This window comes from Frateuria aurantia DSM 6220 (assembly GCF_000242255.2).
Taxonomy (GTDB): domain Bacteria; phylum Pseudomonadota; class Gammaproteobacteria; order Xanthomonadales; family Rhodanobacteraceae; genus Frateuria; species Frateuria aurantia.
The window spans coordinates 338,765-363,586 of record NC_017033.1; the positions used below are offsets into that span (position 1 = coordinate 338,765).

Sequence of the window (24,822 nt, forward strand, 5' to 3'; positions counted from 1 at the left end):
GCAGCCTGTGATTGTTTATACCAGGATAATGACACTACTTTACCATGTTGCATTGGCCGCCGAGACTGCGTGGATTCTTGATCTGACGGAGTGGGGCGATGCGCATTTTCGTGACCGGTGCTACCGGCTTTATCGGCTCGCGGATCGTGCCGCAACTGCTTGCGGCAGGGCATCAGGTGCTGGGACTGAGTCGTTCGGACCCAGGCGCCGCCTGGCTGGCCGCGGCGGGAGCGGAGGTCCATCGAGGTCAGCTGGAAGACCCCGAGAGTCTGAGGGCCGGCGCGGAGGCCGCTGATGCCGTGATCCATGTGGCCTTCGATCATGACTTCTCCCGGTTCGCCGCCCATTGTGAAAAGGACTATCGCGCCATCGAGGCGATGGGCTCTGCCCTGCGGGGCTCGAAGCGCCCGCTGGTGATCACCTCCGGCGTCGGCATGGGGATGGCGGCTCATGGCGTCACGGCCAGCGAGAAAGTGGTGAATCTGGAGCATCCCAACCCGCGATCGGCTTCCGAGCGTGCCGCGAACCGGCTGCTCGAGGCCGGTGTGAATGTCTCGGTCGTGCGCCTGCCTCAGGTGCATGACACCCGCAAGCAGGGGCTGATCACGCCCTATATCGAGGTGTGCCGGCAGCGCGGGGTGATGGCTTATGTCGGCGAGGGACTCAATCGCTGGTCGGCGGTCCATGTCGATGATGCGGCGCGGGTCTATCGGCTGGCTGTCGAACAGGCCGTTGCCGGTGCGCGCTGGCATGCCGTGGCTGAGGAGGGCATCACGGCGCGTGCCATTGCCGAGGCCTTGGCGGCGCGTCTGCAGCTGCCTGTGAAGTCCGTGCCGACCGACGCGGTGGCCGAGCAGTTCGGCTGGATGGGCATGTTTGTCGGCATGGACCTGCCTGCTGCCAGTGCCTTGACCCGTCAGCGTCTGGGCTGGACGCCGGCCGGTCCCGGGTTGTTGAGCGATCTGGCCCGGCTCGATGTCTGAACCTCACCGGCAGGCCATGCCCCCAAGGGGTGAGGGGCGCCTGATTCAGAACCGCTCGAATGGTGCCAGGTAACGCCACCGGCCCGGCGGCAGCTTCGACAGCGACTGGCGACCGATGCGCAGTCGCTTGAGGCTGGTGGCTTGCACGCCGACGGCCTGGCACATCATTCCGATGCGATCTGCCTGCAGGCGTTTGAAGGCGAAGCGCAGGCGCTGCTCGCTCTGCCGGCTGACCTTGGCTGGCGGCAAGGCGTAGTGATTGATGCGCAGACCATGATTGAGCAGGGCCAGCCCCTTGTCATCGAGCTGGCCGCGGATATCCACCAGAAACTCCTGTTCCACGGGCTGCTGCTGATCGTTCAGCATGCGCAGGATGCGGGCATCCTGACTGCAGACCACCAGACCCGTGCCACCAGGCGGCAAGGGCTGAGGCATGCCCAGCTGCTGGCGATGGCGGCGCAGCGGGCGTACGCCCGAGAAATCGCCTTCCCAGCGGTTTTCCGGCGCGAGCAAGGCCTCGATATCGGCCTGGCCAAGCTCGGCCGGCCGCGCCTCGGCCAGGTTCAGCAGGATGCTGACCGGTGCGATGGGGCTCAGTCGTGCCTGGGGATCGATGCTGACATGCTGCTCGGCCACCATGAATTGAGGACGCTCCTCGACCTCGCCGTCGACGCGGACCCAGCCACCTTCGATATATTGCTCGGCCTCGCGCCTTGAGCATTGCGCGAGGGCGACGACGCGTTTGGAGAGGCGGACCGGTTCAGTCATCAGAATTCCGTGCAGAGGGTTGGCGCCCATTGTAGGCGGGATTGAAGCTGGGCAGGACAAGGACGCCTTTTCGGGAAACGGGCCGGCAGGCGAGGCAGGCCCACCTGGATAGGCGGCATGGGCGATGCTGAACATGGGCGACAGGCAAGCAGGGGTGAAGATCGGCCATAATTGGCATTACCCAGTCATGGCGGAACCCGAGCGAGAGATGAAGACACCCAAGGGTCTGCAGGACCTGATTGATGATGGCGTGATCGATGAAGTCCTGCGGCCGCTGAAAAGCGGCAAGGAAGCTTCCGTATACGTGGTTCGCTCGGGCGACGAGATCCGTTGCGCCAAGGTCTACAAGGACATGGCGCAGCGCAGTTTCCAGGCGCGCGTGCAATACCAGGAGGGGCGCAAGGTGCGCGGCAGTCGCGCTGCACGGGCGATGGGCAAGGCCACCCGCTTCGGCCGCAAGGAGGCGGAAGCCGCCTGGAAGCATGCCGAAGTCGACGCGCTGTATGCGCTGGCGGCGGCCGGCGTGCGGGTGCCGCAGCCTTATGGCTATTTCAACGGGGTTCTGGTGATGGAGCTGGTGGTCGATGCCGACGGTTTTTCGGCGCCGCGACTGGGCGAGGTGGAACTGTCCGCCGAAACCGCGCGGGCGTATCACCGTTTTCTGATCCGGCAGATCGCGAAGATGCTGTGCACGGGTCTGATCCATGGCGATCTTTCCGAGTTCAATGTGCTGGTCGGTCCCGAGGGGCCGGTGATCATCGACCTGCCCCAGGTGGTCAATGCTTCCGGCAACAACTCGGCCCGTACCATGCTGCGGCGGGATGTCAGCAATATCACCATCAGCCTGTCGCGGTTTGCGCCCGAACTGCTCGATACCTGGTATGCCGAAGAGATGTGGGCCTTGTTCGAACTCGGTGAACTGCATCCTGATACCGAGTTGACGGGAGAGTTCGAGTTCGACGAGCACGAGGCGGATGTCGACAGCGTGATGCAGTCGATCATCGATGCCCGTGAAGAGGCGATCATCCGCCAGCAAGGGCGCGAAGCGGCCGCCGAGGAAGACTGAGTCGGCGGCTGGGAAGGCGTATCCCCGGCTGCGATGAATGGTCTTTAATCGGACGTCCAGACATTCTAAAAGTCATGCCTTGTCCGTACGATTGTCCTTGCGGGGACGGCGGGCCTTGGTTCCTGTGGCCACTATCACGAGATGGGTGGCTGCGTCCATGCCGAGACAGGCTCTTGCGTCTGGACTGGCCATCTGCAAGATCCGGCGGCGCATGCCGAGCCGCCGTGATCGTGGCGATGCAGGCTCTGGCAGCGGTGCGATGGCCTTGCGCGGTGGTTACGACCGCCTGGCGTTTTCATGGCATCGTGATGGTGCCGGCCTGTCGCTGCTGCAGTAGACGCTCTCTGTGCGGGGCGCGACTTCACATCGTCTGGATAGCTGTACGCGAGTACTCGGCATACCCTGAATGGGCTGGCCACTGACAAGGAGGGTCGGTGATGCCATGGCGTTACAGTCAAAGGAGTGGATATCTCCAGCAGAACGATGTTTATGTGGAGAAGGGCTATTCAGGATCGGGTATTGGTTACAACAATCCTGCATTGGCAAGAGTCCATGATACAGGGCCGGTGCCTGTTGGTCGTTACCAGATACTGCCGCCGTTCCATCCTCCCGAAACAGGGGCTTGTACCCTGCGTCTGCTTGCTGGACCGCAGACGCGATTATCTGGACGCAGCGGTTTCATGATTCATGGTGACAGCCGGATTCATCCAGGCCAGGCCTCAAGCGGCTGCATTGTGCTTGATCCGAGGATCAGACGTCGAATCTGGCTGAGTGGCGATCATGTGCTGGAGGTGGTGCCATGACGGACAAGCACGGTCGGCGGCGGCCATGGCTGGGGGCTCTGCTGTGTTTTTCCGCCGGCATCATGGCCGTGCATGCCGCCGCAGCGCCAGCTGGCCCATGCATATGGCCATGGGCCAGCTGAAGAATCTGGGGTATCTCGATACCCGGCAGCTGGATTCAGCCAGCACGCGTGTGGTGCGGATGGCCTCGGAACCCTTGCCGGGCGGCCTGTATCAGGAGGTCTACCATGTGGTTTTCCAGCAGGAAGACGGCAAGCGGCTGGAAGTGATTACCCGCAGCAAGGCCTCCGATCAGGAATGCTCGATGGGGCCTGTCGAGGTGTATCTGGTCAATCGCAAGTTGCAGGATCCCCCCGCGAATGGTCGCTGACCATCGGAGCCGGGCAAGGTGCGAGCGAGGTGTTGGCGAGCCGGGGCACCTCGTGGTGTTGCCCCGGCTTCAGCTCGGCCGGGCTGATGCCCGCCGTTTCAGGGCTTGACGTACATCAGCTCCACATCGAAGACCAGCGAGGCATTCGGCGGAATGTCATCGCCGGCACCATTGGCGCCATAGCCCAGCGAGGCCGGGATATACAGGGTACGGGTACCGCCGACCTTCATGCCGGCCACGCCCTGGTCCCAGCCGGGAATCACTTCGCCGGCACCCAGGCTGAAGGGAAACACTTCGTTGCGGTCACGCGAGCTGTCGAACTTCTTGCCGTGTTTATCCTTGGCCTGATCGTCGTACAGCCAGCCGGTGTAATGCACGCCGACCGTCATGCCCGGCTTCGCCTCGGCGCCGGTACCGAGCTTGTGGTCGATCACCACCAGCTTGTCGACCTGGCCGTGGGTTTCGGCGGGAGGGGTGGCGTGACAGGCGCTCAGGGCGACCAGGGCAAGCAGGGAAAACAACCAACGCATGGGAAACTCCGTAGTGAACTGGTGCCAGCCCCATGGACCGGGCTGACGCGAAACGGGCATTATTTTGGAAAAGCATCGCCAGCGATAGTCATGCGCGGGTGGCCGATTGATTTGAAGGGCCGGAAGCAGGGGCTTTGTTGCGGGCGACGCCTCCAGTATGCCTGGCGGTTGCAGCGTCTTCGTCAGTGCCGGGTGATACGGATGCATGGTTACCCGACAGCCAGTCGCGGCGGGCTTGTCCATCAGGGCCTTGGGTACGAGCTGCATCGAGAGATGTTTTCAGGGCCGGGGGGGGCGCCGGCGCTTGTATCCCGTCGCGGTATGTCATCGAGCACTGATCGCCAAGACGCTTCGTGGATGATCCCCCTGAACCTCGAGGTAGCTGAAGTCATGGCGGGACCTTGTCCGCCGGCCAGACACTGGCTGCGAAGGAGCCGATGCCCGGCAGCCCCTTCGCCGATGCGGGCGTCAGCGCGAGGATTCGAGCGAACTTTCCGACCAGTCCCCGCCCAGATCGCCGATCAGGTTCACGGTATCCAGCAGCCGGTTCTGGATCACGCTCAGCCGGTTCTGCTCGGCGACGAGCTGGGTCGTCCGGGCCGTGGCCACCGTGGTGTAATCCACGGTGCCGGCCTGATACTCGTTGAAGGCGATCTCGGCGCCGCGGCGCGCATCATTCACCACCGCTTCCTGGGCCTGCAGCTGCTGCTCCAGGATCCGCAGATTCGACAGATCGTCTTCCACATCCTGGAAGGCGCCCAGCACCGTTCCGCGATAAGCGGCTACCGAGGCATCGTAGCTGGCTTTGGCCGCGGCCACGGAGCCACTGCGTTCGCCGCCGTCAAGCAGGGTTTCACTCACCTGGGCGCCTGCCGACCACACGTGATTGGCCAGTTTCAGCAGTCCGGCCAACGGTGACTGACTGAAGCCGTCCACGGCACTGAGCGAAATCGTCGGATAATAGGCGGCAATGGCGATGCCGATGGCCTCGTTGGCTGCCGCCATGTCCCGCTCGGCGACGGCGATGTCGGGGCGGCGCTGCAGCAGGGCGGAAGGGACGCCGACCGGTATCCGGGGCAGTTGCGGCAGGGCGGCAAGAGGGGGGATGTCTATATCCCCTGGATTTCTGCCGACCAGCACCGCGATGGCATGACTGTACTGGGCGCGTGCCATGCCCAGCTGGATCAGGCTGGCTTGGGCGCTTTCCAGCTGGGTCCGTGCGGTGATCAGATCCGACGGAGCGATCGTGCCGGCCTGATCCTGATCGGCGATGACGGCCAGATAGTTCCGGTAGGCGGCCACGGTCTGTTGCAGCAGAGCGATATCCGCATCGTTGATGCGCAGATCGATCACGGCCGTGGCCAGGGCGACCTGTTCGGTAAGTAGGGTATTGGCCAAGGTGGCCTTGTCGGCCTCGGCCGTGGCCTTGTTCTGTTCGATGCTGCGGCGGGTCTTGCCCCAGAAGTCCGGCGACCAGCTCAATTCGCCTTCCAGCGTACCGCTGTTGTTGATGCCGTGTCTGGCCGAATAGGTGGCCGAGGTGGTGCGGGCACGGGTGCCGCTGCTGTCGATGCCGATGGTAGGAAACAGGGCGCTGCGGGCAATTCTGACCTCGGCCAGAGCGGCCCGGTAGTTGGCATAACTCTGCGCCACCGTCTGGTTGGCCGTGGCGACCATGGGTTCCAGCCGATCCAGCAAGGGATCGTTGAAGGCTTTCCACCAGGCACCCTTGGGGGCGCCGGCGGCGGGGGCGGCCGGTTGCCAGCCGGCCATCTCGTGGTAGCGGGGCCGTGTCGTGACGGCGGGGCGGTGATAATCGGGCCCCACCATGCAGCCACCCAGCAGCAGGCTCAAGGCCAGACCCAAGGGACGAAGAGAATGGCGTCGGTTTTTCATGCGCGGGTATCCATGCGACGGCTCCACGGCTGACGGCTCGACCAGGCGCCCATGCGCGCACTCAAACGGTCCAGGTAGAGGTAGATGACGGGGGTGGTGTAGAGCGTCACCATCTGGCTGAGCATCAGGCCGCCCATCACCGTGATGCCCAGCGGCTGGCGCAGGGAGGCGCCCTGGCCGATGCCGACGGCCAGCGGCACGGCACCCAGCACGGCGGCGGCCGTGGTCATCATGATCGGCCGCAAGCGCAGCACGGCGGCCTGATGAATGGCCTGCTTGGCGCTCAGTGCCTGGGTTTTCTGCAAATGCAGGGCAACATCGACCATCATGATGCCGTTTTTCTTGACGATGCCGATCAGCAGAATGATGCCGATCATGGCGATGACCGAGAACGGTGTGCCGAAGATCAGCAGTGCCAGCACCGCGCCGATGCCGGCCGAGGGCAGGGTCGACAGGATGGTCAGCGGGTGTACCGCATTTTCGTAGAGCATGCCAAGCACGATATAGACGGCCGCCAGCGCGGCGAGAATCAGCAGCGGCATGGTGGACATGGATCGGGTAAAGATCTGGGCGGTGCCGGCAAATCGGCCATGGATGGAAGCCGGCATGTCGATGGCCTGCTGAGCCTCGGCGATGGCGGCCTTGGCGGAGGACAGCGAGCCACCGACCGGCAGATTGAAGGAAAGGGTGGCGGCCACCGTACCGGACTGATGGTTGACCTGGGTCGCGGTATGACTGGTGCTGTAGCTGGCCATCGCGCCGAGCGGCACCATGGTTTCCCGCGAGGTGCTGTTGGCACTGCCGCTGGAGGTGCCGCCTTTGCTGTTGGCGATGGCATTGGTGTTGTTGTTGGCCACGGCGCGGCTGACCGTACCGGCTCCGGTGCTGCCCTTGGCCGTCGTCATCTGGGTGGCATCCGATCCGCTGGCATTGGCCGCACCGGTACTGAGCCAGATCTGGCTCAGCGACTGCGGATGCTGCCAGTAGCGTGGCGCCAGCTCCATCACCACATAGTATTGATTGTAGGGGTTGTAGACCGTTGAAACCGTGCGCTCGCCGAAGGCATCGTAAAGCACCGAGTCGATCTGGTTGGGCTGGAAGCCGTAGCGCATGGCCGTTGCGCGGTTCATTTTCAGGAATACCTGCAGGCCATGCTGTTGCAGATCGGAGTTCACATCCTGCAGTTGCGCACCGTGCTTGCCGAGCTCGGCGAGCAGCCTGGGCACCCAGGCGTACAGCGTGTCCGGCTGGTCACTGGTCAGCGTGTACTGATATTCAGCCGCCGACGCGCGGCCGCCGGCACGGACATCCTGGGCCGCCTGCAGAAACATTCGGGCTCCGGGTATCTGGTTCAATTTCGGGCGCAGGCGGTTGACGACTTCGGCCGCGGAAATATCGTTGCCGCGCTGGGCCAGCGGCTTGAGCTGGACGAACAGATTGGCCGTGTTCAGGGCGCGTCCTCCGGTGAACCCGGTCACGCTCTGGATGGCCGGGTCGCCTTGCAGGATCTTCTGCATCTGGACCAGCTTGCCGCTCATGGCGGGAAAGGAGATGCTCTGGTCGGCCATGATCTGTCCCATCAGGATGCCGGTATCCTGCTCGGGAAACAGGGTGGCGGGAAGCCGCCGGGCCAGCAGCAGATTCGCGACGATCAGGCCGATCAGGCAGAGACCGATCAGCAGGGCATGGTCCAGCACGTTTTCCAGGGTGTGCGCATAGAACTCGCGGAAACGATCGAACTGGCGATTGCACCATGTCGCCCAGGCCGAGGCGGTCCGGCTGTCTTTCGGTTTAAGCAGCCAGGCGCACATGGTGGGGGTGATGGTCAGCGAGACCAGCATGGACAGCAGGATGGATATCGACAGGGTGACGGCGAACTCGTGGAACAGTCGTCCCACCAGGCCCGGCATCAGCAGGATCGGGATAAAGACCGCAATCAGCGACAAGCTCATGGACAGCACGGTGAAGCCGACTTCGGCACTGCCGGCCAGCGCCGCCTGCAGCGGACTTTTGCCGGCCTCGATATGGCGGACGGTGTTTTCCAGCACCACCACGGCGTCATCCACCACGAAGCCGGTGGCGATGGTCAGCGCCATCAGAGACAGGTTGTCCAGGTTGTAGCCCAGCAGGTACATGGGCCCGAAGGTGCCGATGATGGACAGTGGCAGGGCCACGGCCGGCAGCAGGGTGGCCCTGGACGACTGCAGGAAGACAAAGACCACGGCGACCACCAGCAGCACGGCCAGCAGCAGGGTGCGTTGGGTATCGTCGACCGCGGCGCGGATCGAGGTCGAGCGGTCCAGAGCCACGCGCAGATGCGCGTGGTTGGGCAGGGTGGCCGTCACGGACGGCAATACCTGACGGATGCCCTGCACGGTATCGACGATATTGGCCCCCGGCATGGCATGGACGATCACCAGGATGGCCCTTTGGCCATTGCTGATCCCTGCATTGCGCAGACTTTCGCTGGAGTCCAGCACCTCGGCCACGTCCCGCAGTCTGACCGGAGCCGCATGGCGGTAGGCCACGACCAGATCACGATAAGGTGCGGCCTTGCTGATCTGGTCGTTGGACACGACTTCGTAGCGGCGGCCGTCCTGTTCCAGATGTCCCTTGGCACTGTTGGCATTGGCCGCGCTGATGGCGGCGCGGACATCTTCCAGGCCGATGCCGTAGCTGTTGAGCTTGCCGGGTTCCAGCTCCACGCGTACCGACGGCAGGGCGCCACCGCCGAGCTCGACTTCGCCGACACCCTGGATCTGCGAGAGCTGCTGCATGATGATGGAGCTGGCGCTGTCATACAGCTGGGGCAGGGTCAGGGTGTCCGAGGTCAGCGCCAGCACCATCACCGGTGCCGCCGCCGGATTCATCTTGCGATAGGTGGGATTGCTGCGCAGCGTGGTGGGCATATCGGCCCGTGCGGCCTGGATGGCGGCCTGGACGTCGCGGGCCGCTCCGTCGATGTCCCGGTCCAGATCAAACTGGATCGTGATCCGTACCTGTCCGACGTAGTTTTCCGAGGTCAGCTCGGTGACGCCGGCAATGGCGCCCAGACGTTTTTCCAGCGGCTCGGCGACCGTCGATGCCAGAATGTCGGGACTGGCGCCGGCCATATGGGCCTGGACCATGATCACCGGCATGGACACGCTGGGCATCGGCGCCACCGGCAAATGGGCATAGCCCAGCAGACCTGACAGCAGCAGGCTGATCGCCAGCAAGGTCGTTGCCACCGGCCGGTGAATGAACAGGGCCGACAGGTTCATGCGCCGGATTCCGGTGCCTGGTTGATGCCGCGTCCCCGCAGACGAAGAGCCAGGCGGTCAAAGGCCAGATAGATCACCGGTGTGGTGAACAGTGTCAGCAGCTGACTCAAGGTCAGGCCGCCGATGATCGCCAGGCCCAGCGGGCGGCGCAGCTCCGAACCGGTGCCGGTGCCCAGCAACATGGGCAGCGCACCCAGCATGGCGGCCAGTGTCGTCATCAGAATCGGCCGGAAGCGCAGCAGGCAGGCCTGGAAAATGGCCTCGGTCGGGGCCTTGCCGCCGATGCGTTCGGCTTCCAGCGCGAAGTCGACGATCATGATGGCGTTTTTCTTGACGATGCCGATCAGCAGCACGATGCCGATGATGCCGATCACGTCCAGATCGCTGCCGGCGATCATCAAGGCCAGCAGGGCACCGATGCCGGCAGAGGGCAGGGTGGAGAGAATCGTGACCGGGTGGATGAAACTCTCGTACAACACGCCAAGAACTATATAGACGGCTATAAGTGCGGCCATCAGCAGGTAGATCTCGCTGGACAATGAATCCTCGAAGGCCTGGGCGGCTCCCTGGAACGAGGCGGTGATCGACATGGGCAGGTGGATGTCGTGCAGTGCCTGCTGTACCTGATCGACGGCCGTGCTCAAGGAGGCGCCGCTGGCCAGATTGAAGGAGACGGTCACGGCCGGAAATTGCGAAAGATGGTGGATCGCCAACGGCGATTTGACCACCGTGATCCGGGCGATCCTGGACAGCTGGACCTGGCCATTGTCGCTGGACGTGGCGCTGGGCAGGTACAGCTTGCCCAGCGATGCGATGGTCGGCAGGCTTTTGGGCTGCGCCACCAGAATGACCCGGTACTGGTTGGACTGATCAAAAATGGTGGAGACGATGCGCTGCCCCAGGGCGTCGTAAAGCGCATTGTCGATGGTGGCCGGGGTGATGCCGAAGCGGGCGGCCAGGGTGCGGTTGACTTCGACGTCGACGCTTTGGCCACTGATGTCCAGATCGCTGCTGACATCAACCAGACTGGGAATCTTGCGCAGCTTGTCGAGCAATGCGGGCACATAGCGGTCGAAGGCCTGCTGGCTCGGTCCGCGCAGCACGAACTGATACTGGCCGGGTGACACCTGGGTAGCCAGCGTCAGATCCTGCTCAGGCTGCAGATAGAGCTTGATGCCGGGGATGTCGGCGACGTCGTTGCCGATCCGCCGGGCGATCTGGACGGCACTCAGGTGACGCAGGTTCCGGGCCTTGAGCTGGATCAGAAAGCGACCCTGATTGAGCGTGCTGTTGGTGCCGTCGATGCCGACATAGGAGGTCAGACCGGCCACGTCCGGGTCCTTGAGAATGCGCTCGGCCAGGGCTTGCTGGTGTTCGGTCATGGTGGCATAGGACACCGAGGTGTCGGCCACGCTGATGCCCTGGATCACGCCTGCGTCCTGGACTGGGAACAGGCCTTTGGGAATCGCCGCATAGAGCCATGCAGTGAGCACCAGGCTGGCGGCAAACACCAGCAGGGTCAGCCGCTGGTGGCGCAGGACCTGTTCCAGACCGCGGCGGTACCACTGCAGGACCTTGTCGAAACCGGCTTCGCTGAGCCGCTCGAAACGGCTTGGCCGGCGGCCTGCTTCCGGGCGCAGGATGCGAGCACAGAGCATCGGCACCAGGGTCAGGGAAACGACTCCGGACAGCACGATGGTGATGGCAAGGGTCATGGCGAATTCGCTGAACAGCCGTCCGATGACCCCGCCCATGAACAGCAAGGGGATCAGGACCGCGATCAGCGAAACGGTCAGCGACAGGATGGTGAAGCCGATCTGGCCGGCACCCTCCAGGGCGGCCTCCATGGGGCTGCGGCCTTCTTCCAGATAACGGACGATGTTCTCGATCATCACGATGGAGTCATCGACCACGAAGCCGGTGGCAATGATCAGCGCCATCAATGACAAGTTGTCGATGGAATAGCCGAGCTGATACATCAGGGCCAGGGTGCCGATCAGTGACACGGGCACCGAAATGCTGGGAATCAGGGTGGCCGGCAGATTGCGGAGGAACACGAAGATCACCAGCACCACCAGAACGATGGCCAGTACCAGTTCGAACACCGCATCGGATACCGAGGCGCGGATCATGCCGGTGGCATCGGAGACGACCTGTACTTTCATCCCGGCCGGAAGGCTGGCCAGCAGGGTCGGCAGTTCCCGCTTGATCTGGTCGACGGTGGCGATCACGTTGGCACCGGGCTGGCGCTGCACATTCAGGATGATGGCCGGCGTCAGGTTGAACCAGGCGCCTTGCTCCTTGTCCTGGGCTGCCAGGCTGACCGTGCCCACATCCCGCAGATAGACCGGCGAGCCTTTGCTGTAGGCAATGACGGTGTCCAGATAATCCTCGGGATCCTGGATCTGGTCGTTGCTGTTGATGGTGTAGTCCAGCCTGGGGCCATCGAAGCTGCCCTTGGGATTGTTGACGTTGACATTGGCCAGGGTGGTGCGGATGTCATCGATGTTCAGGCCGTAGCCTGCCAGCTTGTGGATATCGACCTCGACCCGGATGGCGGGCACGTGACCGCCGGCGGGCGTGACCAGGCCCACGCCAGATACCTCGGCGATCTTCGAGCCCAGCCGCGTATTGGCGGCATCCTGCAACTGGGGCAGCGACATCGACCGGGAGGTGATGGCCAGCGTCATGACGGGCTGGTCGGCCGGATTGACCTTGGCGTATGTCGGTGGTGCGGGCAGACCCGAGGGCAGGTAGCTGTTGGCGGCGTTGATTGCCTCCTGGACATTCTGCTGGGCAACGTCCAGATTGAGGTCCAGATTGAACTGCAAGGTGATGATGGAGGCGCCCGATGAACTGGTCGAGCTCATCTGCTGCAGTCCGGGGATCTCGCCGAGCTGCACTTCCAGCGGCGCGGTCACGGTATTGGCCATGACCTCGGGACTGGCTCCGGGGAAGAAGGTCTGGACCTGGATGGTGGGATAGTCGACGCCGGGCAGCGAGGAGACCGGCAGAAATCGCATGGCGACCAGCCCGATCATCACCAGGGCGATCATCAGCAGCGCGGTGGCCACCGGCCGCAGGATGAACAGGCGTGAGACATTCATAAGCTGGGCATGCAATCAGGACTTGGAGGCAGAAGGGGCGGCCGCGGTTGACGCAGGCACCGCCGGGCGTGCATGACTCCGCTTCAGGCGGATGCGGGCACCATCGCTGAGCCGGTCGACACCGTCGGTGACCACCTGGTCCCCCGCCTTCAGACCGGAGCTCACCACCGTATCGGTGCCGTTGCCGGGACCCAGCGTGACTGGATGCACCGCCACGGTCATGTCGGGACGGATCAGATACACGAAGTCGCCGGGTGCGCCGGTCTGGATCGCGGCAGTGGGGATCAGCACCGCCTGCTGCAGCGTATCGACGTGCATGACGATATTGACGAACGCCTCGGGGAACAGCTCATCGTTCTCGTTGGGGAAACGGGCTCGAAGGGTGACGGTGCCGGTGCTGGTGTCCATCTGGTTGCCGATGGAGTAGAGCGTGCCGTCGGCCAGTTTGCGGTCATTGTTGCTGTCGTAGGCACTGACCGTGATGGTCTGGCCGGCGCGAAAGCGCTGAAGCACTTCGGGCATGGCATTCTGGGGTACCGGAAACTCGACCGTCGTCGGATGGGTCGAGGTGATGACCACGATGCCGGTGGTGCTGGCGGCCGTGACGTAATTGCCTGGATCCACCAGCCGCAGACCGACCCGTCCTGCCACCGGCGCGGTGATATGGCAATATTCCAGATCCAGCGTGTACTGGTCGATGGCCGCCTGGTCATTTTTGACGGTCGCCTCGTCCTGTCGCACCGTATAGAGCTGGTCGACGTAGGTCTGTTCGGCGATGGAGTGTCGGCCATGGAGCTGGCGATAACGAGCCAGATCACTTCTGGCGGCGGCCAGGGCGGCACGGTCTCTGGCCAGGCTGGCTTCGGCCTGGCGTTTGCCGATTTCATACTGACGCGGATCGATCTGTGCCAGAAACTGGCCTTTCTTCACTTCCTGCCCTTCCTGATAGCCGACCTTGGTCAGATACCCGCTCAGCTGCGGCAGCACGGTCACGGTGGCCACCGGTGTCACGGTGCCCAGCAGGCCATCGATGTCGACGGGCATGCGGCCGAGCCTGGCGGTGCTGGCGCCGACGATGGTGTCCGGTTCGGCATGCTGCGGCTTGGCGCGGTTGTCGAAGACATGCACGGTCACCAGGACAACCAGTACCAGCATCACGGCGCCAAGCAGCCACCGGCCTCTGGATCTGCCTGTTGTCCGCACTGCATCAGTGCCCATAAAACCATCTCCAAAACAAGTTGCTGCTGTGATCCGTTGTTGTCACCGTGACGGCAATGCCGATGCCGATCAGGGCAACAGGCCGAAGCGGGCTCCGGTCAGGTTTTCCAGTCAATGACCATCAACGATCGAATCCCATCAGGGTGCACTGTTCGGTGACCTGCTGCATCCGCAGCTTGGCGCACCCTTGGTCTTTCATCATCGCATCTGACCGGACAGGCTAAACCAGCCATCTTAAGTTGGGCTGACAAACGCACCGTGACTGAAGGGCCTTGTATCGATGGGGAAGTTGGGATAACGGGAGGCATCGCTGCGGTGGTCATGTAAGCCTCCTGAACCGCGGGCATGGGCTTCGCCGCGCAACTGCCGGCGTGGCGATCAGTGATGAGCCGCCGCTCAGGGGAAAGGCATGATGACACTCGCGATGGCCCCCGTCAGGTCGCGACGGGGGCTTGAGGAAAGCTTGCAGCCTGGAGGAGGGCTCGATGCCGGGACTTCGGACGGCCAGTATCCCGGCGTGTCGGCGGCAAGCTCAGCGGCGCTCAGCCGACTTGCGGCGCCAGATGGCTTGAGGCTTCTTCCAGAAAGTCCGGCGACGGCACGAAGTACAGCGAGCCGGTCACCGCGCGGCTGACGTCCAGCAGCCGGTCGTAATTGCCTTCCGGCTTGCCCACGAACATGTTGACCAGCATCTTCTCGATGCGCGAGGGCGAGCGGGCGTAACCGATGAAATAGGTGCCGAATTCCCCTTTGCCGATGTCGCCAAAAGGCATGTTGGCACGCACGATGGACAGTTCCTCGCCATCTTCCTCGATGACGGTCAGCCGGTTGTGGGCATAACTGGGTTTGGTGTCGTCATCCAGCTCGATATCGGACAGTTTCTTGCGACCGATGATCTTTTCCTGCTGTTCGACGGGAATCCGGTTCCAGGCCTTCATGTCATGCAGGTATTTCTGCACGATCACATAGCTGCCGCCGCTGAAACCGGCGTCCTCTTCGCCGATCAGGGTGGCTTCCAGCGCTTCCTGGGCTACCGGGTTCTCGGTGCCGTCGACAAAGCCCAGCAGATCACGCTCATCGAAGTATTTGAAGCCGTGGACCTCGTCGGCCACCACGGCGACCTCTTCAAGACGTTCCATGATCTGGGTGGCCAGTTCGAAGCACAGGTCCATCTGGGTGGCGCGGATATGGAACAGCAGGTCGCCTGGTGTCGACGGCGCGTGGTGGACGCCCTTGATTTCGCGGAAAGGATGCAGCTCGGCGGGGCGGGGCTGGCCGAACAGTCGGTCCCAGGCCTGGGAGCCGAAGCCCATCACGCAGGACAGCTTGCGCTCCGGATGGCGAAAGCCGATGGCTCGCACCAGGCCGGCCAGATCCTCGCTCAAGGAGGCGACGGCGCTGCCGTCGGATATATCGGGCGTCAGCGTCAGGACGAGAAAGACGGCGGAATGGGTCAGCGAGGCGGTTACCGCCTGAGAGGACATGGAAGGCACCGATGGCTCCTGAATGGGGATCGGCGAGTATAGTCACAAGCCGGCCTGTTCAGCAGCCGGCCGATGCCTGCATGAGCTGCCGCGCCAGCCAGCTTGCCGCCGAGGCGATCGGCCGGCGTGGCATCGCTGTCGTGGCGGCATTGGGTTAGGCTTTGCCACGGGCGGACCCGGTCGGTCGGCTGGCGAGGAAGGCATGATTCGAGCAACGGGCATTTCAGTGGGCAAGTGGATCATGGCCGCCCTTGTGGCGGTGACGGCCGTTCCGGTGATGGCGGAGGGGCTTTCCAAGGCCGACTGGCCGCGGGATGCCACCGGGCATCCCGCAACGGGGCTGGTGCTGGTCGAGGCCCGGGTCGGTCTGCAGGGCCAGGTCATTCGTTCGCGGGTACTGCGTGAATCGGGGTATGCGGCTTTCGATCGGTCGGCGCTGGCCACGGTCAGTCATTACCATTTCACTCCGCGACGGGTGCATGGTGCGGGAGTGATCTACGACATGCGGGTGCCGGTCAGTTTCAGGCCACGGGGCGGTCCGCAAGGAACTCTCCATGTGAGCCTGATTCCGATGGATGCACCGCGCCACTGAGGGAGTGGCGCCCGTGGCCAGCCGGATGGCCCTGGCAGGTTGTCACGGCCGTGATGTCAGTGGTTTGCCCCGGGTCTTCTGTAGATATCGAAGGCATGTGATGGCGAGTCATTCACGAATTGCGCGCCGACAAACAGGATATGCCGACGCATGGCTTCGGCGGCCTGCTCGGGGAACCGATCCATGATGGCCGAGTAGATGTCCAGGTGTTGCTGCATCCGGTCCAGGCTCTGTTGCCGGGTCCTTGGCGAGGGACGGCGACTGGCATCATAGGTATTGTGGGTGATATGCGGACGCAGCACATTGATGACGATGGCATGGAAGCGATGGATCATCAGATTGTGTGCCGAGGCGGCCAGCAGCTCATGGAAGCCGGCATCGGCCTCGGCCTCGGCATCGACATCCCCGGCGGCCACGGCCTGCTGCATGCGGGCCAGCCATTCGCCCAGCCCCTGCCGCTGGGCGGGATCGGCGCGCACGGCCGCCAGCCGGGCGGCACCGCATTCGAAGATCAGACGAAACTCCAGAATGTCGGCCCGCCACAGCGGCGAGTCGGGCAGGGCTGACGGCAGCTTGGCCGCCGGGGCCGGCAAAGGCTCGGCGGAGGGGCCCGGGCGCACGTAGATGCCGCTGCCCCGGCGGCTCGACAGCAGGCCGCGGGCGACCAGATGCTGGATGGCCTCGCGCACGCTGGCGCGTGAAACGCCGAAGTCGATGGCCAGCTGCCGCTCCGAAGGCAGTCGCCCGCCGGCTGGCCATTTGCCGCCCAGTACCTGCTGGCCGAGGGTCTCGCGTAGCCATTGCTGGAGATTGCTGGCGCGGCTTTCAGGCATGTCGGCAAGGCGCTGGTCAGACCAATTTGCGGCTACTGACACGGATTATCGATCATCCGTCCGGGCGGGTAAAACCGCATTGCAACACGGTGCCTGTGGCCTCGGTGGGCAGGCGAAGTGAACTTCACGTGGATCCAAGCGAGGTGTCTATGTCTGCCAGGCCCCAGGTACTGCAACTCAATCCCAAGGACAATGTCGCGATCGCTTTCAGCGCGCTGATGCAAGGCGTCAAGCTGGAAGGCTTTCCGGCCGTCACCACGCTGGATCCGGTACCGCCGGCCCACAAGGTGGCGATCCGTGACATCGCCAAGGGCGAAGCGGTGTATCGCTATGGCCAGATCATCGGTTTCGCGACCCGGGACATTCAGGCCGGCCAGCATGTCCATGTGCAGAATCTGGCCATCGGCGAGTTCAGCCGCGACTATGCCTTCGGGGCCGATCTGCACCCGGTCACGCCGGCCGCGGAAGTGCGGACCTTCATGGGCATCCGCCGGGGTGACGGCCGGGTGGCGACCCGCAATTACATCGGCGTGGTCAGCACAGTGAATTGTTCGGCCACGGTGACCAAGCAGGTGGTACGGCACTTCTCGGCACCCGGCGCGCTGGCGGCCTGGCCGAATGTCGACGGGGTGGTGCCCATCACCCACGGCTTCGGCTGTTGCATCGATACGCATGGCGAAGGTCTGGAACAGTTGCGGCGGACGCTGCAAGGTTATGTCCATCATCCCAATTTCGCGGCGGTCGTCATTATCGGGCTGGGCTGTGAAGCCAACCAGATGGCGCCCTTGCTGCTGGGGCAGCGCGACAAGACCGGTGCCGACCTGGTGCCGCTGGTGATGCAGGAACTGGGCGGCACCCGTCTCACGGTGGAAGCCGGCATCAAGGCGGTGGAAGCCTTGCTGCCCCGTGCCGATGCCGTGCGGCGCGAGCCCTTGCCGATCGGGCATCTGAGTCTGGCCTTGCAGTGCGGCGGCTCGGATGGCTATTCAGGCATCACGGCCAATCCGGCGCTGGGCGTCGCCGTCGACCTGCTGGTCAGTCATGGCGGGACTGCGATTCTTTCGGAGACGCCGGAGATCTATGGCGCGGAGCATCTGCTGACCCGGCGGGCTGTCAATCATGAGGTGGGCCAGAAGATCGTCGACCGGATCCATTGGTGGGAGGCCTATGCCAAGCGCGAACACGGCAGCATCGACAACAATCCGACACCGGGCAACAAGGCCGGCGGTCTGACCACGATTCTGGAAAAGTCCCTGGGTGCGGTGGCGAAAAGCGGCACCACGCCTCTGACCGATGTTCTGCGCTATGCCGAGCCCTTGAAGACCAAGGGGCTGGTATTCATGGATGCGCCGGGCTATGACCCGATAGGAGCTACCGGCCAGGTCGCCTGCGGGGCCAATCTGGTGCTGTTCACCACCGGGCGGGGTTCCTGTTTCGGCGCCAAGCCGGCACCTTCGATGAAGATCGCGACCAATACCCCGATGTATCAGCGTCTGCAGGAAGACATGGACATCAATGCCGGCGAGATCATGGACGGCGAGGTCACGGTGCAGCAGAAGGGACGCGAGATTTTCGAGGCGCTGATCGAGCTGGCATCGGGCCGTCCCAGCCACAGCGAGGCGCTGGGACTGGGGGACGAGGAATTCGTGCCATGGATGATCGGCGCTCAGATGTGAGCGGACGTGGCGTCGCGGCAGGGATGGGCCGCGACGCCTTCGGGGTGTGGCAGCAAGGGATGGACCGATGCGGATACGCAGGACGATCGAGCGTTTTCCCGGAGGCATGATGGTGGTGCCCCTGCTGTTGGGGGCCGGCCTGAAGACCCTGGCTCCCGGCTTGCTGGTGCTGGGCAGCTTTTCCACGGCGCTGAGCCAGGGCGCGATGCCGATTCTGGCGGTGTTTTTCGTATGCATGGGCGCCGAAATCCGGCTGCGCGCGGCGCCGGCGGCCTTGCGCAAGGGGCTGGCGATCACGCTGGGCAAGCTCTTCGGCGGAGTCGGCATCGGCCTGCTGGTGGCTCATCTGGCGCCGGGCGGCAGGATCTTCGGGCTGTCGGGGCTGGCGCTGATCGCCGCTATGACCAATGCCAATATGGGACTGTATGCGGCGCTGTCCAGGCAATACGGCGAGGCCAACGATGCAGGCGCGCTGGCTCTGCTGTCGATACTGGAAGGCCCGTTCCTGACCATGCTGGCGCTGGGCGCGACGGGACTGGTACATGTGCCGGTGCTGGAACTGCTGGCGACGGTGCTGCCGATCCTGACCGGCATGTTGCTGGGCGCGCTGGACGAGGACCTGCGCCGGCTGTTGTCCGGCGGCGGGCCCTTGCTGATTCCCTTTTTTGCTTTCGGGCTGGGGGCGCAGATCAATCTGCAGACGATCTGGGCGGCCGGTCTGTCCGGCATCGTGCTGGGGCTGGCGACCTTGCTGCTGGGTGGTATCTGCAATCTGATCTGTTCGCGGCTGGGCGGCGGCGGGATGATTGCCGGTGCCGCGGTGTCCACCACCGCGGGCAATGCGGTGGCGACGCCGATGGCGATTGCGGCGGTGGACCCGCGGCTGAGCCCGCTGGTCCTGGTGGCGACGCCGCAGATCGCGGCGTCCACCGTCATCACCTCCCTGCTGGCGCCGGTTCTGACGGCGGCGGTGGCACGCTGGGAAACCGCTCGTCATGCCGCGACGGCCGTGCCTCCGGTCGATGATGCGAGCCGGCGCTGAGGCGCCTTGCGGAATACCGGCCCTGACTCAGTGCAGACCGGCCTTGCCGCGCCAGCGGCGCCATCCGTAGCCCAGGCCCACCAAGGCGAACCACACCGGGCTGGCCAGCAAGGCCTTGCGGGTATCGTCCTGCAGTGCCAGCAGACCGGTGACGAACACGAAGAAACCCAGGGCGACCACGCACATCATCACGCCACCCGGCATCTTGTATGACGAGCGGGCATGGAGTTCAGGCCGCTTGATCCGGTAGGCGATATAAGCGCACAGGATCAAGGACCAGATGAACATGAACAGCACGGCGGCCAGAGTAGTCACCAGGGTAAAGGTGGTGACCAGATCCGGGATCAGATACATCAGCAGGGCACCGGCCAGCAGACAGGCGCAGGAAAACAGCAGGCCGCGGGCGGGGACTGCCGCGGCGGACAGGCGTTTGAAGCCCTTCGGCGCGTGCCCTTCCGCCGCCAGCCCGAACATCATCCGGCTGGTGGAGAAGATGCCGCTGTTGGCCGAGGAGGTTGCCGAGGTCAGCACCACGAAGTTGATCAGGCTGGCGGCGGCGGGGATACCGGCCAGCACGAACAGTTCGACGAAAGGACTCTTGCCCGGCACCACCTGGCGCCAGGGCGTGACCGACATGATCACGATCAGGGCCAGCACATAGAACAGGATGATGCGTGCCGGAATCGCATTGATCGCACGCGGCAGATTCCGTTCCGGTGCCTCGGTCTCGGCCGCGGTGGTACCGACCAGCTCGATGCCGACAAAAGCGAATACCGCGATCTGGAAACCGGCGAAGAAGCCGCTGATCCCGCGCGGGAACAGGCCTCCGTCATTCCAGAGATTGCGCAGGCTGGCCAGCTGTCCTGACGGCGAGTGAAAGCCCCAGGCGATCATGCCGAAGCCGGTGATGATCAGGGCGACGATGGCGAGGACCTTGATCAGGGCAAACCAGAACTCCAGTTCGCCGAACAGCTTGACGCTGAGCAGGTTCAGTCCCAGCAGCAGGCCGACGCAGGCCACGGCGGGAATCCATGGCGCCAGATCGGGGAACCAGAACTGGGTATAGGCGGCGATGGCGATGACATCGGCAATGGCGGTCACGATCCAGCAGAACCAGTAGGTCCAGCCGCAGAAGAATCCGGCCCAGGGACCGAGCAGGTCGGTGCTGAAGTCGATGAACGACTTGTATTGCAGATTGGACAGCAGCAGCTCGCCCATCGCCCGCATCACGAAGAACAGCATGACCCCGATGATCAGATACACCAGCAGGATCGAGGGACCGGCCAGGCTGATGGTCTTGCCCGAGCCCATGAACAGGCCGGTGCCGATGGCGCCGCCGATGGCGATCAACTGCAGATGGCGGTTGCTGAGATGGCGTTGCAGCCGGGGGGGCTGGGTCTCGGTAGGGGACATGGCTTCCACTGTTCAGGTCATGGCAATCCCTACCATAGAAGAAGGCGTCGGCCGGCGCCATTGGACAGAGTCCTAGATATGGCCGGCCGGTACGGTGCGGCAGTGGCGGCATGGTCATTCCGGGCGGGCGATGGGGCTCGCATCCGCCGCCTCGGAGGCAGGCTGCAGGCGAGGTCGGGGATGATGGCCCCCGGCAGAAGATACGGTCAGGTCCCGGGACGGCTCATGCGAAAGCGCTGGGCCGGGCCGATGTCGAAATAGTCGGCCGGGCCGCCACCGCGCAGGATCGGCTCGGCGGCGGCGGTGTCATAGCTGCCGTCGATGATCAGATGCGGGGCGATATGCACGGCGACGACCTCGCCCAGAATCAGCCAGGTTTCCAGCGGGTCGCCATTGGCGCCCTGCAGGCGCAGCAACTGACTGAGCCGGCACTCGAAGTTGACCGGACTTTCTTCGACACGCGGAGCCCGGACTCGCCGGCTCGGTACGGCGGTCAGACCGGCGAGGGTGAATTCATCGATATCGGCAGGTACGGCGGCCGAGCTGGTGTTCATCGCCTCGGCCAGCGGCCGGGTGGCCAGATTCCACACGAATTCGCCGGTGGCCTCGATATGACGCAGCGTGTCCTTCCGGCCGATGCTGGCGAAGCCGATGATGGGCGGCGTGTAGTTGAAGGCGTTGAAAAAGCTGTAGGGCGCCAGGTTGTGCCGGCCTGCTGCGTCGCTGGTGGAGATCCAGCCGATCGGGCGCGGCCCGACGATGGCATTGAACGGATCGTGGGCCAGACCATGGCCTTGCCCGGGTTGATAGAAGTACTTGGCAGGCATCGGCGGCAAGGTTCCGGTTCAGTGGAAGATCAGATGCAGCAGGCGGGCCAGCGCGAACAGCAAGCCGCCGATCAGGCCGCCGACCAGGGTACCGTTGTAGCGGATATATTGCAGGTCCCGGCCTACCGCCAGTTCAAGTTCGCGGCTGAGTTCGTCGGCACTCCAGCGCTCGACGCGCTGGACAATGAACTGCTCGATCGCGGGCCGGTACGGCCCCAGCAGGGCCGGCAGGGTCTGGATGCACCATTGGTTGAACTGTTGCTGCAGCTCGGCGTCCTCGCCCAGCTGCCGGCCAAGCGCGGCCGTGGCCTGCTGCAGGTGGGCCGCGATGCGCGAATCGTCGGCGGCCAGATCCTGGCCGAGCCGGCGCAGCCCCTCATCCCACAGGTTCTGCAGATAGCCGGCCAGTTCGGGATGGTCCAGCAGCTGGTCCCGCATGCGGTTCATTCGCCGGGCCAGCGAGGGGTCGTCGCGCAGCCGCATGATCAGATGCCGCAGATGTCCATCCAGCCGGCGCCGGAACGGGTGCTGGGGATCGCCCATCATGTCCAGCAGCAACTGGCGCGTGGCCTCGGTCAGTCGTTCGGCCATCGAACGGGCGATCCGCTCCTCGACATTCAGCCAGCGGAACACGGCCCAGACCTCGTTGGCGACCTTGTCGGCCAGCAAGGCCCGGGTCGCCGGCTGCTGCAGCAGGTTGGCGGCATCGCTGAGCACGCTGTTGACCAGTTCGCGATGGCGGCCGTCACGGGTCAGCAGACCCAGCCCGCGGCCCAGCAAGGGCGCCAGTTCCAGACGGCCCAGCCGCTGCCGTGCCGTCTGCAGCATCAGCTGGCGCAGCGCCGGCTGGTCCAGCAGACGGACCAGATGGGGGCTCAGTCCCTGCAGCAGACGATGCCAGAACCGGGCACGGGCCGGATCGATCAGGGCGGCGGCGAGCCGAGCCGCCGGATCGTAGCGCTGCAGCTGGCTGACAATCTGGGCGTCGCTCAGAAAGTGCCGGCAGATAAAGCCGGCAAGGCTGCGACCGAGGGCATTCTTCTTGCGCGGAATGATCGCGGTGTGGGGAATCCAGCGCAGCCCCAGCGGATGCCGGAACAGGGCGACGACAGCAAACCAGTCGGCCAGGCCGCCGACCAGGGCGGCCTCGGACACGGCGACCAGCGCCTGCCAGGGCCAGCCCGGATGCCAGGCCTGGGCCGTCATGCCCAGTGCCAGGCACAGACCGGCCAGCAGCAGCAGACTGCCCGCGATGCGGCGGGTGTGCCGCAGTTCACGCGCCTGCGGCGACTCCACGGCCATCGTTGCTCGTGCAGAAACCCTTGTCATCGGATGCATCCTACACGGCTTGAAGCCTGGCGACAGCTGCATGGCCGCCTTGCCGGCGGCGTAGTATCATGTCGCAAGGTCATGCCGGTTGCCGATTGCCTCTGCGTTGAGATCAGGAATACCAGAATCCGTCCTAGCCGGCCCGCCGACCCGCTCTGAATTCCGTCCCCCGTGATGACCCTGCGTGCCGTGAAGCGGCCCGGCTCGCCTTGATGGCTGCCGTTCCTGTTCTGCCCCGAGTGTGCGGACCCGCGTCTGACCCGCCATTTTCGGGATCACGCAAGGAACAATCATGTTGATGCAAAAAATGGGGCCGCTGGAAGGGCTGCTGCAGTCCTCGGCCTATCTGCTGGCCCTGCTGGTCGGAGCCTGGCTGATTGGCCGGCTGGTCCTGGTCGTCGGCACGCGCATCGTGCGCGGCGTGTCCAGCCGGGTGCGCTGGCATTTCGACGACTTCCTGCTGGAACACCGCGTCTACAACTGGACCTCCCGGCTGGTGCCCGGTCTGATCGTCGGTGCCGGCCTGCCCCTGATTCAGGGGCTGGGCAGTCATCTGCAGGAGCTCGCCAGCCGGCTGGTATCGGCCTATATGATGATGTGCGTGGCGATGGTGATCAGTTCCTCGCTGACCGCGCTGGAGGCGATGTATCAGGCGCGGGCCAATGGCCAGCAGCGATCGATGAAAGGTCCCATGCAGCTGGTCAAGCTGGTGATCTTTCTGATCACGGCGCTGCTGGTGGTCGGGGTCGTCAGCGGGCGCCAGATCGGCATGTTGTTGTCGGGGGTCGGTGCGATGTCGGCTGTGCTGATGTTGATCTTCAAGGACACCATCCTGGGCTTTGTCGCCGGCCTGCAGCTTTCGGCCAATGACATGCTGCGGGTGGGCGACTGGATCACCTTGCCCAGTGCCGGTGCCGATGGCGTAGTGCTGGACATCAGCCTGCATACGGTGAAAATCCAGAATTTCGATCAGACCATCGTGACCATTCCGACCTGGCGGCTGATCAGCGAGAGCTACCAGAACTGGCGCGGGATGTCCGAGGCCGGTGGCCGCCGGATCAAGCGCTCGCTGCTGGTGGATGCCACCAGCGTAAGGGACGCCGGCCAGGACCTGCAGACGGCCTGGGCAGCTGATGCGATGCTGCAGTCGTATCTGCAGGGTCAGGTTCCGGCTTTGCCGGAGCACAGTCAGCCGGATTCCTGGCAGGCCACCAATATCGGCATGTTCAGGGTCTATGCCACCAGTTATCTGAAAAACCATCCGATGATCCACCACCAGATGACGACCCTGGTGCGACAGCAGCCGAATCTGGGCGCCGGTATTCCGCTGGAACTGTGGTGTTTCACCGCCACGACCGACTTCGAGTGCTACGAGGCCGTCCAGTGCGAGATCTTCGATCATCTCACGATGATGTTGCCGCGCTTCGGTCTGCGCCTGTTCCAGCAGCCGACGGGCTACGAGGTGGCCATCGCGGCGCTGGTGTCGCTGCCGGCCGAGCAGCGGCCGCCGATGGCGACTCCGGTACTGGGGCCGGTGAAGGTTCAGACCCGGTCGTGACGGAATCGGCGGGTGCCGTTCCCGCCGGTGGCTCGACGTCCCGATGATTCGCCGCGCAGCCGCC

20 protein-coding genes are annotated in these 24,822 nt (G+C 64.2%); 9 read left to right on the forward strand and 11 right to left on the reverse strand.

Features of this window, described 5'->3' with window-relative positions; genetic code table 11:
- Positions 1 to 98 precede the first annotated feature (98 nt).
- On the forward strand, positions 99 to 983 hold the full coding sequence (locus FRAAU_RS01485) for an SDR family oxidoreductase (protein WP_014401797.1): 885 nt from the start codon (positions 99 to 101) through the stop codon (positions 981 to 983).
- Positions 984 to 1,028: 45 nt separating this feature from the next.
- On the opposite strand, the gene FRAAU_RS01490 is transcribed toward FRAAU_RS01485, so the two are convergent.
- Positions 1,029 to 1,751 carry an RNA pseudouridine synthase gene (locus FRAAU_RS01490; RefSeq protein WP_041270718.1) on the reverse strand — a complete coding sequence of 241 codons (723 nt, stop codon included), beginning with the start codon at positions 1,749 to 1,751 and terminating at the stop codon, positions 1,029 to 1,031.
- 208 nt (positions 1,752 to 1,959) lie between these two features.
- On the opposite strand from FRAAU_RS01490, the gene FRAAU_RS01495 reads away from it, so the two are divergent.
- The 4 genes from FRAAU_RS01495 (at position 1,960) to FRAAU_RS01500 (ending at position 3,990) form a co-directional block, all read left to right on the forward strand.
- Complete coding sequence (locus FRAAU_RS01495; RefSeq protein WP_041270719.1) at positions 1,960 to 2,817, forward strand: PA4780 family RIO1-like protein kinase; 858 nt, start codon at positions 1,960 to 1,962, stop codon at positions 2,815 to 2,817.
- A 211-nt stretch (positions 2,818 to 3,028) separates the two neighbouring features.
- Positions 3,029 to 3,154 carry a hypothetical protein gene (locus FRAAU_RS17785; protein ID WP_280985206.1) on the forward strand — a complete coding sequence of 42 codons (126 nt, stop codon included), beginning with the start codon at positions 3,029 to 3,031 and terminating at the stop codon, positions 3,152 to 3,154.
- Positions 3,155 to 3,254: 100 nt separating this feature from the next.
- A complete protein-coding gene (locus tag FRAAU_RS16740; RefSeq protein WP_014401800.1) occupies positions 3,255 to 3,620 on the forward strand; it encodes a tlde1 domain-containing protein in 366 nt (121 codons plus the stop codon).
- Positions 3,621 to 3,729: 109 nt separating this feature from the next.
- Entirely contained in the window at positions 3,730 to 3,990 is a 261-nt protein-coding gene (locus FRAAU_RS01500; protein ID WP_156803303.1) for a hypothetical protein, read from the forward strand.
- A 98-nt stretch (positions 3,991 to 4,088) separates the two neighbouring features.
- On the opposite strand, the gene FRAAU_RS01505 is transcribed toward FRAAU_RS01500, so the two are convergent.
- From FRAAU_RS01505 to FRAAU_RS01530, 6 genes are all read right to left on the reverse strand, one after another.
- Positions 4,089 to 4,520, reverse strand: coding sequence for an FKBP-type peptidyl-prolyl cis-trans isomerase (locus FRAAU_RS01505; RefSeq protein WP_014401802.1), 432 nt, complete (start codon positions 4,518 to 4,520; stop codon positions 4,089 to 4,091).
- A gap of 468 nt (positions 4,521 to 4,988) precedes the next feature.
- Complete coding sequence (locus FRAAU_RS01510) at positions 4,989 to 6,416, reverse strand: efflux transporter outer membrane subunit (RefSeq protein WP_014401803.1); 1,428 nt, start codon at positions 6,414 to 6,416, stop codon at positions 4,989 to 4,991.
- Complete coding sequence (locus FRAAU_RS01515) at positions 6,413 to 9,679, reverse strand: efflux RND transporter permease subunit (RefSeq protein ID WP_014401804.1); 3,267 nt, start codon at positions 9,677 to 9,679, stop codon at positions 6,413 to 6,415. Before FRAAU_RS01515 ends, FRAAU_RS01510 begins: the two co-directional genes overlap by 4 nt.
- Entirely contained in the window at positions 9,676 to 12,786 is a 3,111-nt protein-coding gene (locus tag FRAAU_RS01520; protein WP_014401805.1) for an efflux RND transporter permease subunit, read from the reverse strand. Before FRAAU_RS01520 ends, FRAAU_RS01515 begins: the two co-directional genes overlap by 4 nt.
- 15 nt (positions 12,787 to 12,801) lie before the next feature.
- A complete protein-coding gene (locus tag FRAAU_RS01525; RefSeq protein WP_245546423.1) occupies positions 12,802 to 13,941 on the reverse strand; it encodes an efflux RND transporter periplasmic adaptor subunit in 1,140 nt (379 codons plus the stop codon).
- Between the two features lie 605 nt (positions 13,942 to 14,546).
- Entirely contained in the window at positions 14,547 to 15,488 is a 942-nt protein-coding gene (locus FRAAU_RS01530; RefSeq protein WP_083841099.1) for a Dyp-type peroxidase, read from the reverse strand.
- A 202-nt stretch (positions 15,489 to 15,690) separates the two neighbouring features.
- Here FRAAU_RS01530 and FRAAU_RS16745 point away from each other — a divergent pair, with 202 nt between their 5' ends.
- Positions 15,691 to 16,080: an energy transducer TonB gene (locus FRAAU_RS16745; RefSeq protein WP_014401808.1), complete on the forward strand. Its 390-nt coding sequence runs from the start codon at positions 15,691 to 15,693 to the stop codon at positions 16,078 to 16,080.
- A 56-nt stretch (positions 16,081 to 16,136) separates the two neighbouring features.
- Here FRAAU_RS16745 and FRAAU_RS01540 read toward each other — a convergent pair whose 3' ends face one another.
- Positions 16,137 to 16,913 carry a FadR/GntR family transcriptional regulator gene (locus tag FRAAU_RS01540; protein WP_014401809.1) on the reverse strand — a complete coding sequence of 259 codons (777 nt, stop codon included), beginning with the start codon at positions 16,911 to 16,913 and terminating at the stop codon, positions 16,137 to 16,139.
- Between the two features lie 149 nt (positions 16,914 to 17,062).
- On the opposite strand from FRAAU_RS01540, the gene FRAAU_RS01545 reads away from it, so the two are divergent.
- On the forward strand, positions 17,063 to 18,589 hold the full coding sequence (locus FRAAU_RS01545) for a UxaA family hydrolase (RefSeq protein WP_014401810.1): 1,527 nt from the start codon (positions 17,063 to 17,065) through the stop codon (positions 18,587 to 18,589).
- Positions 18,590 to 18,656: 67 nt separating this feature from the next.
- Positions 18,657 to 19,631, forward strand: coding sequence for a 2-keto-3-deoxygluconate permease (locus tag FRAAU_RS01550; RefSeq protein WP_014401811.1), 975 nt, complete (start codon positions 18,657 to 18,659; stop codon positions 19,629 to 19,631).
- 27 nt (positions 19,632 to 19,658) lie between these two features.
- On the opposite strand, the gene cycA is transcribed toward FRAAU_RS01550, so the two are convergent.
- The 3 genes from cycA to FRAAU_RS01565 all read right to left on the reverse strand — a co-directional run bounded on the left by cycA (position 19,659) and on the right by FRAAU_RS01565 (position 23,200).
- On the reverse strand, positions 19,659 to 21,044 hold the full coding sequence (cycA, locus tag FRAAU_RS01555) for a D-serine/D-alanine/glycine transporter (RefSeq protein ID WP_014401812.1): 1,386 nt from the start codon (positions 21,042 to 21,044) through the stop codon (positions 19,659 to 19,661).
- 206 nt (positions 21,045 to 21,250) lie between these two features.
- Positions 21,251 to 21,871, reverse strand: coding sequence for a flavin reductase family protein (locus tag FRAAU_RS01560; RefSeq protein ID WP_014401813.1), 621 nt, complete (start codon positions 21,869 to 21,871; stop codon positions 21,251 to 21,253).
- An 18-nt stretch (positions 21,872 to 21,889) separates the two neighbouring features.
- The gene (locus FRAAU_RS01565; protein WP_169314741.1) at positions 21,890 to 23,200 is read right to left on the reverse strand and encodes a DUF445 domain-containing protein; all 1,311 of its coding nucleotides are present in this window, start codon (positions 23,198 to 23,200) and stop codon (positions 21,890 to 21,892) included.
- Positions 23,201 to 23,492: 292 nt separating this feature from the next.
- On the opposite strand from FRAAU_RS01565, the gene FRAAU_RS01570 reads away from it, so the two are divergent.
- Positions 23,493 to 24,758 (forward strand): mechanosensitive ion channel family protein, encoded by a 1,266-nt coding sequence (locus FRAAU_RS01570; protein ID WP_014401815.1) that lies wholly within the window; start codon positions 23,493 to 23,495, stop codon positions 24,756 to 24,758.
- Positions 24,759 to 24,822: the final 64 nt, after the last annotated feature.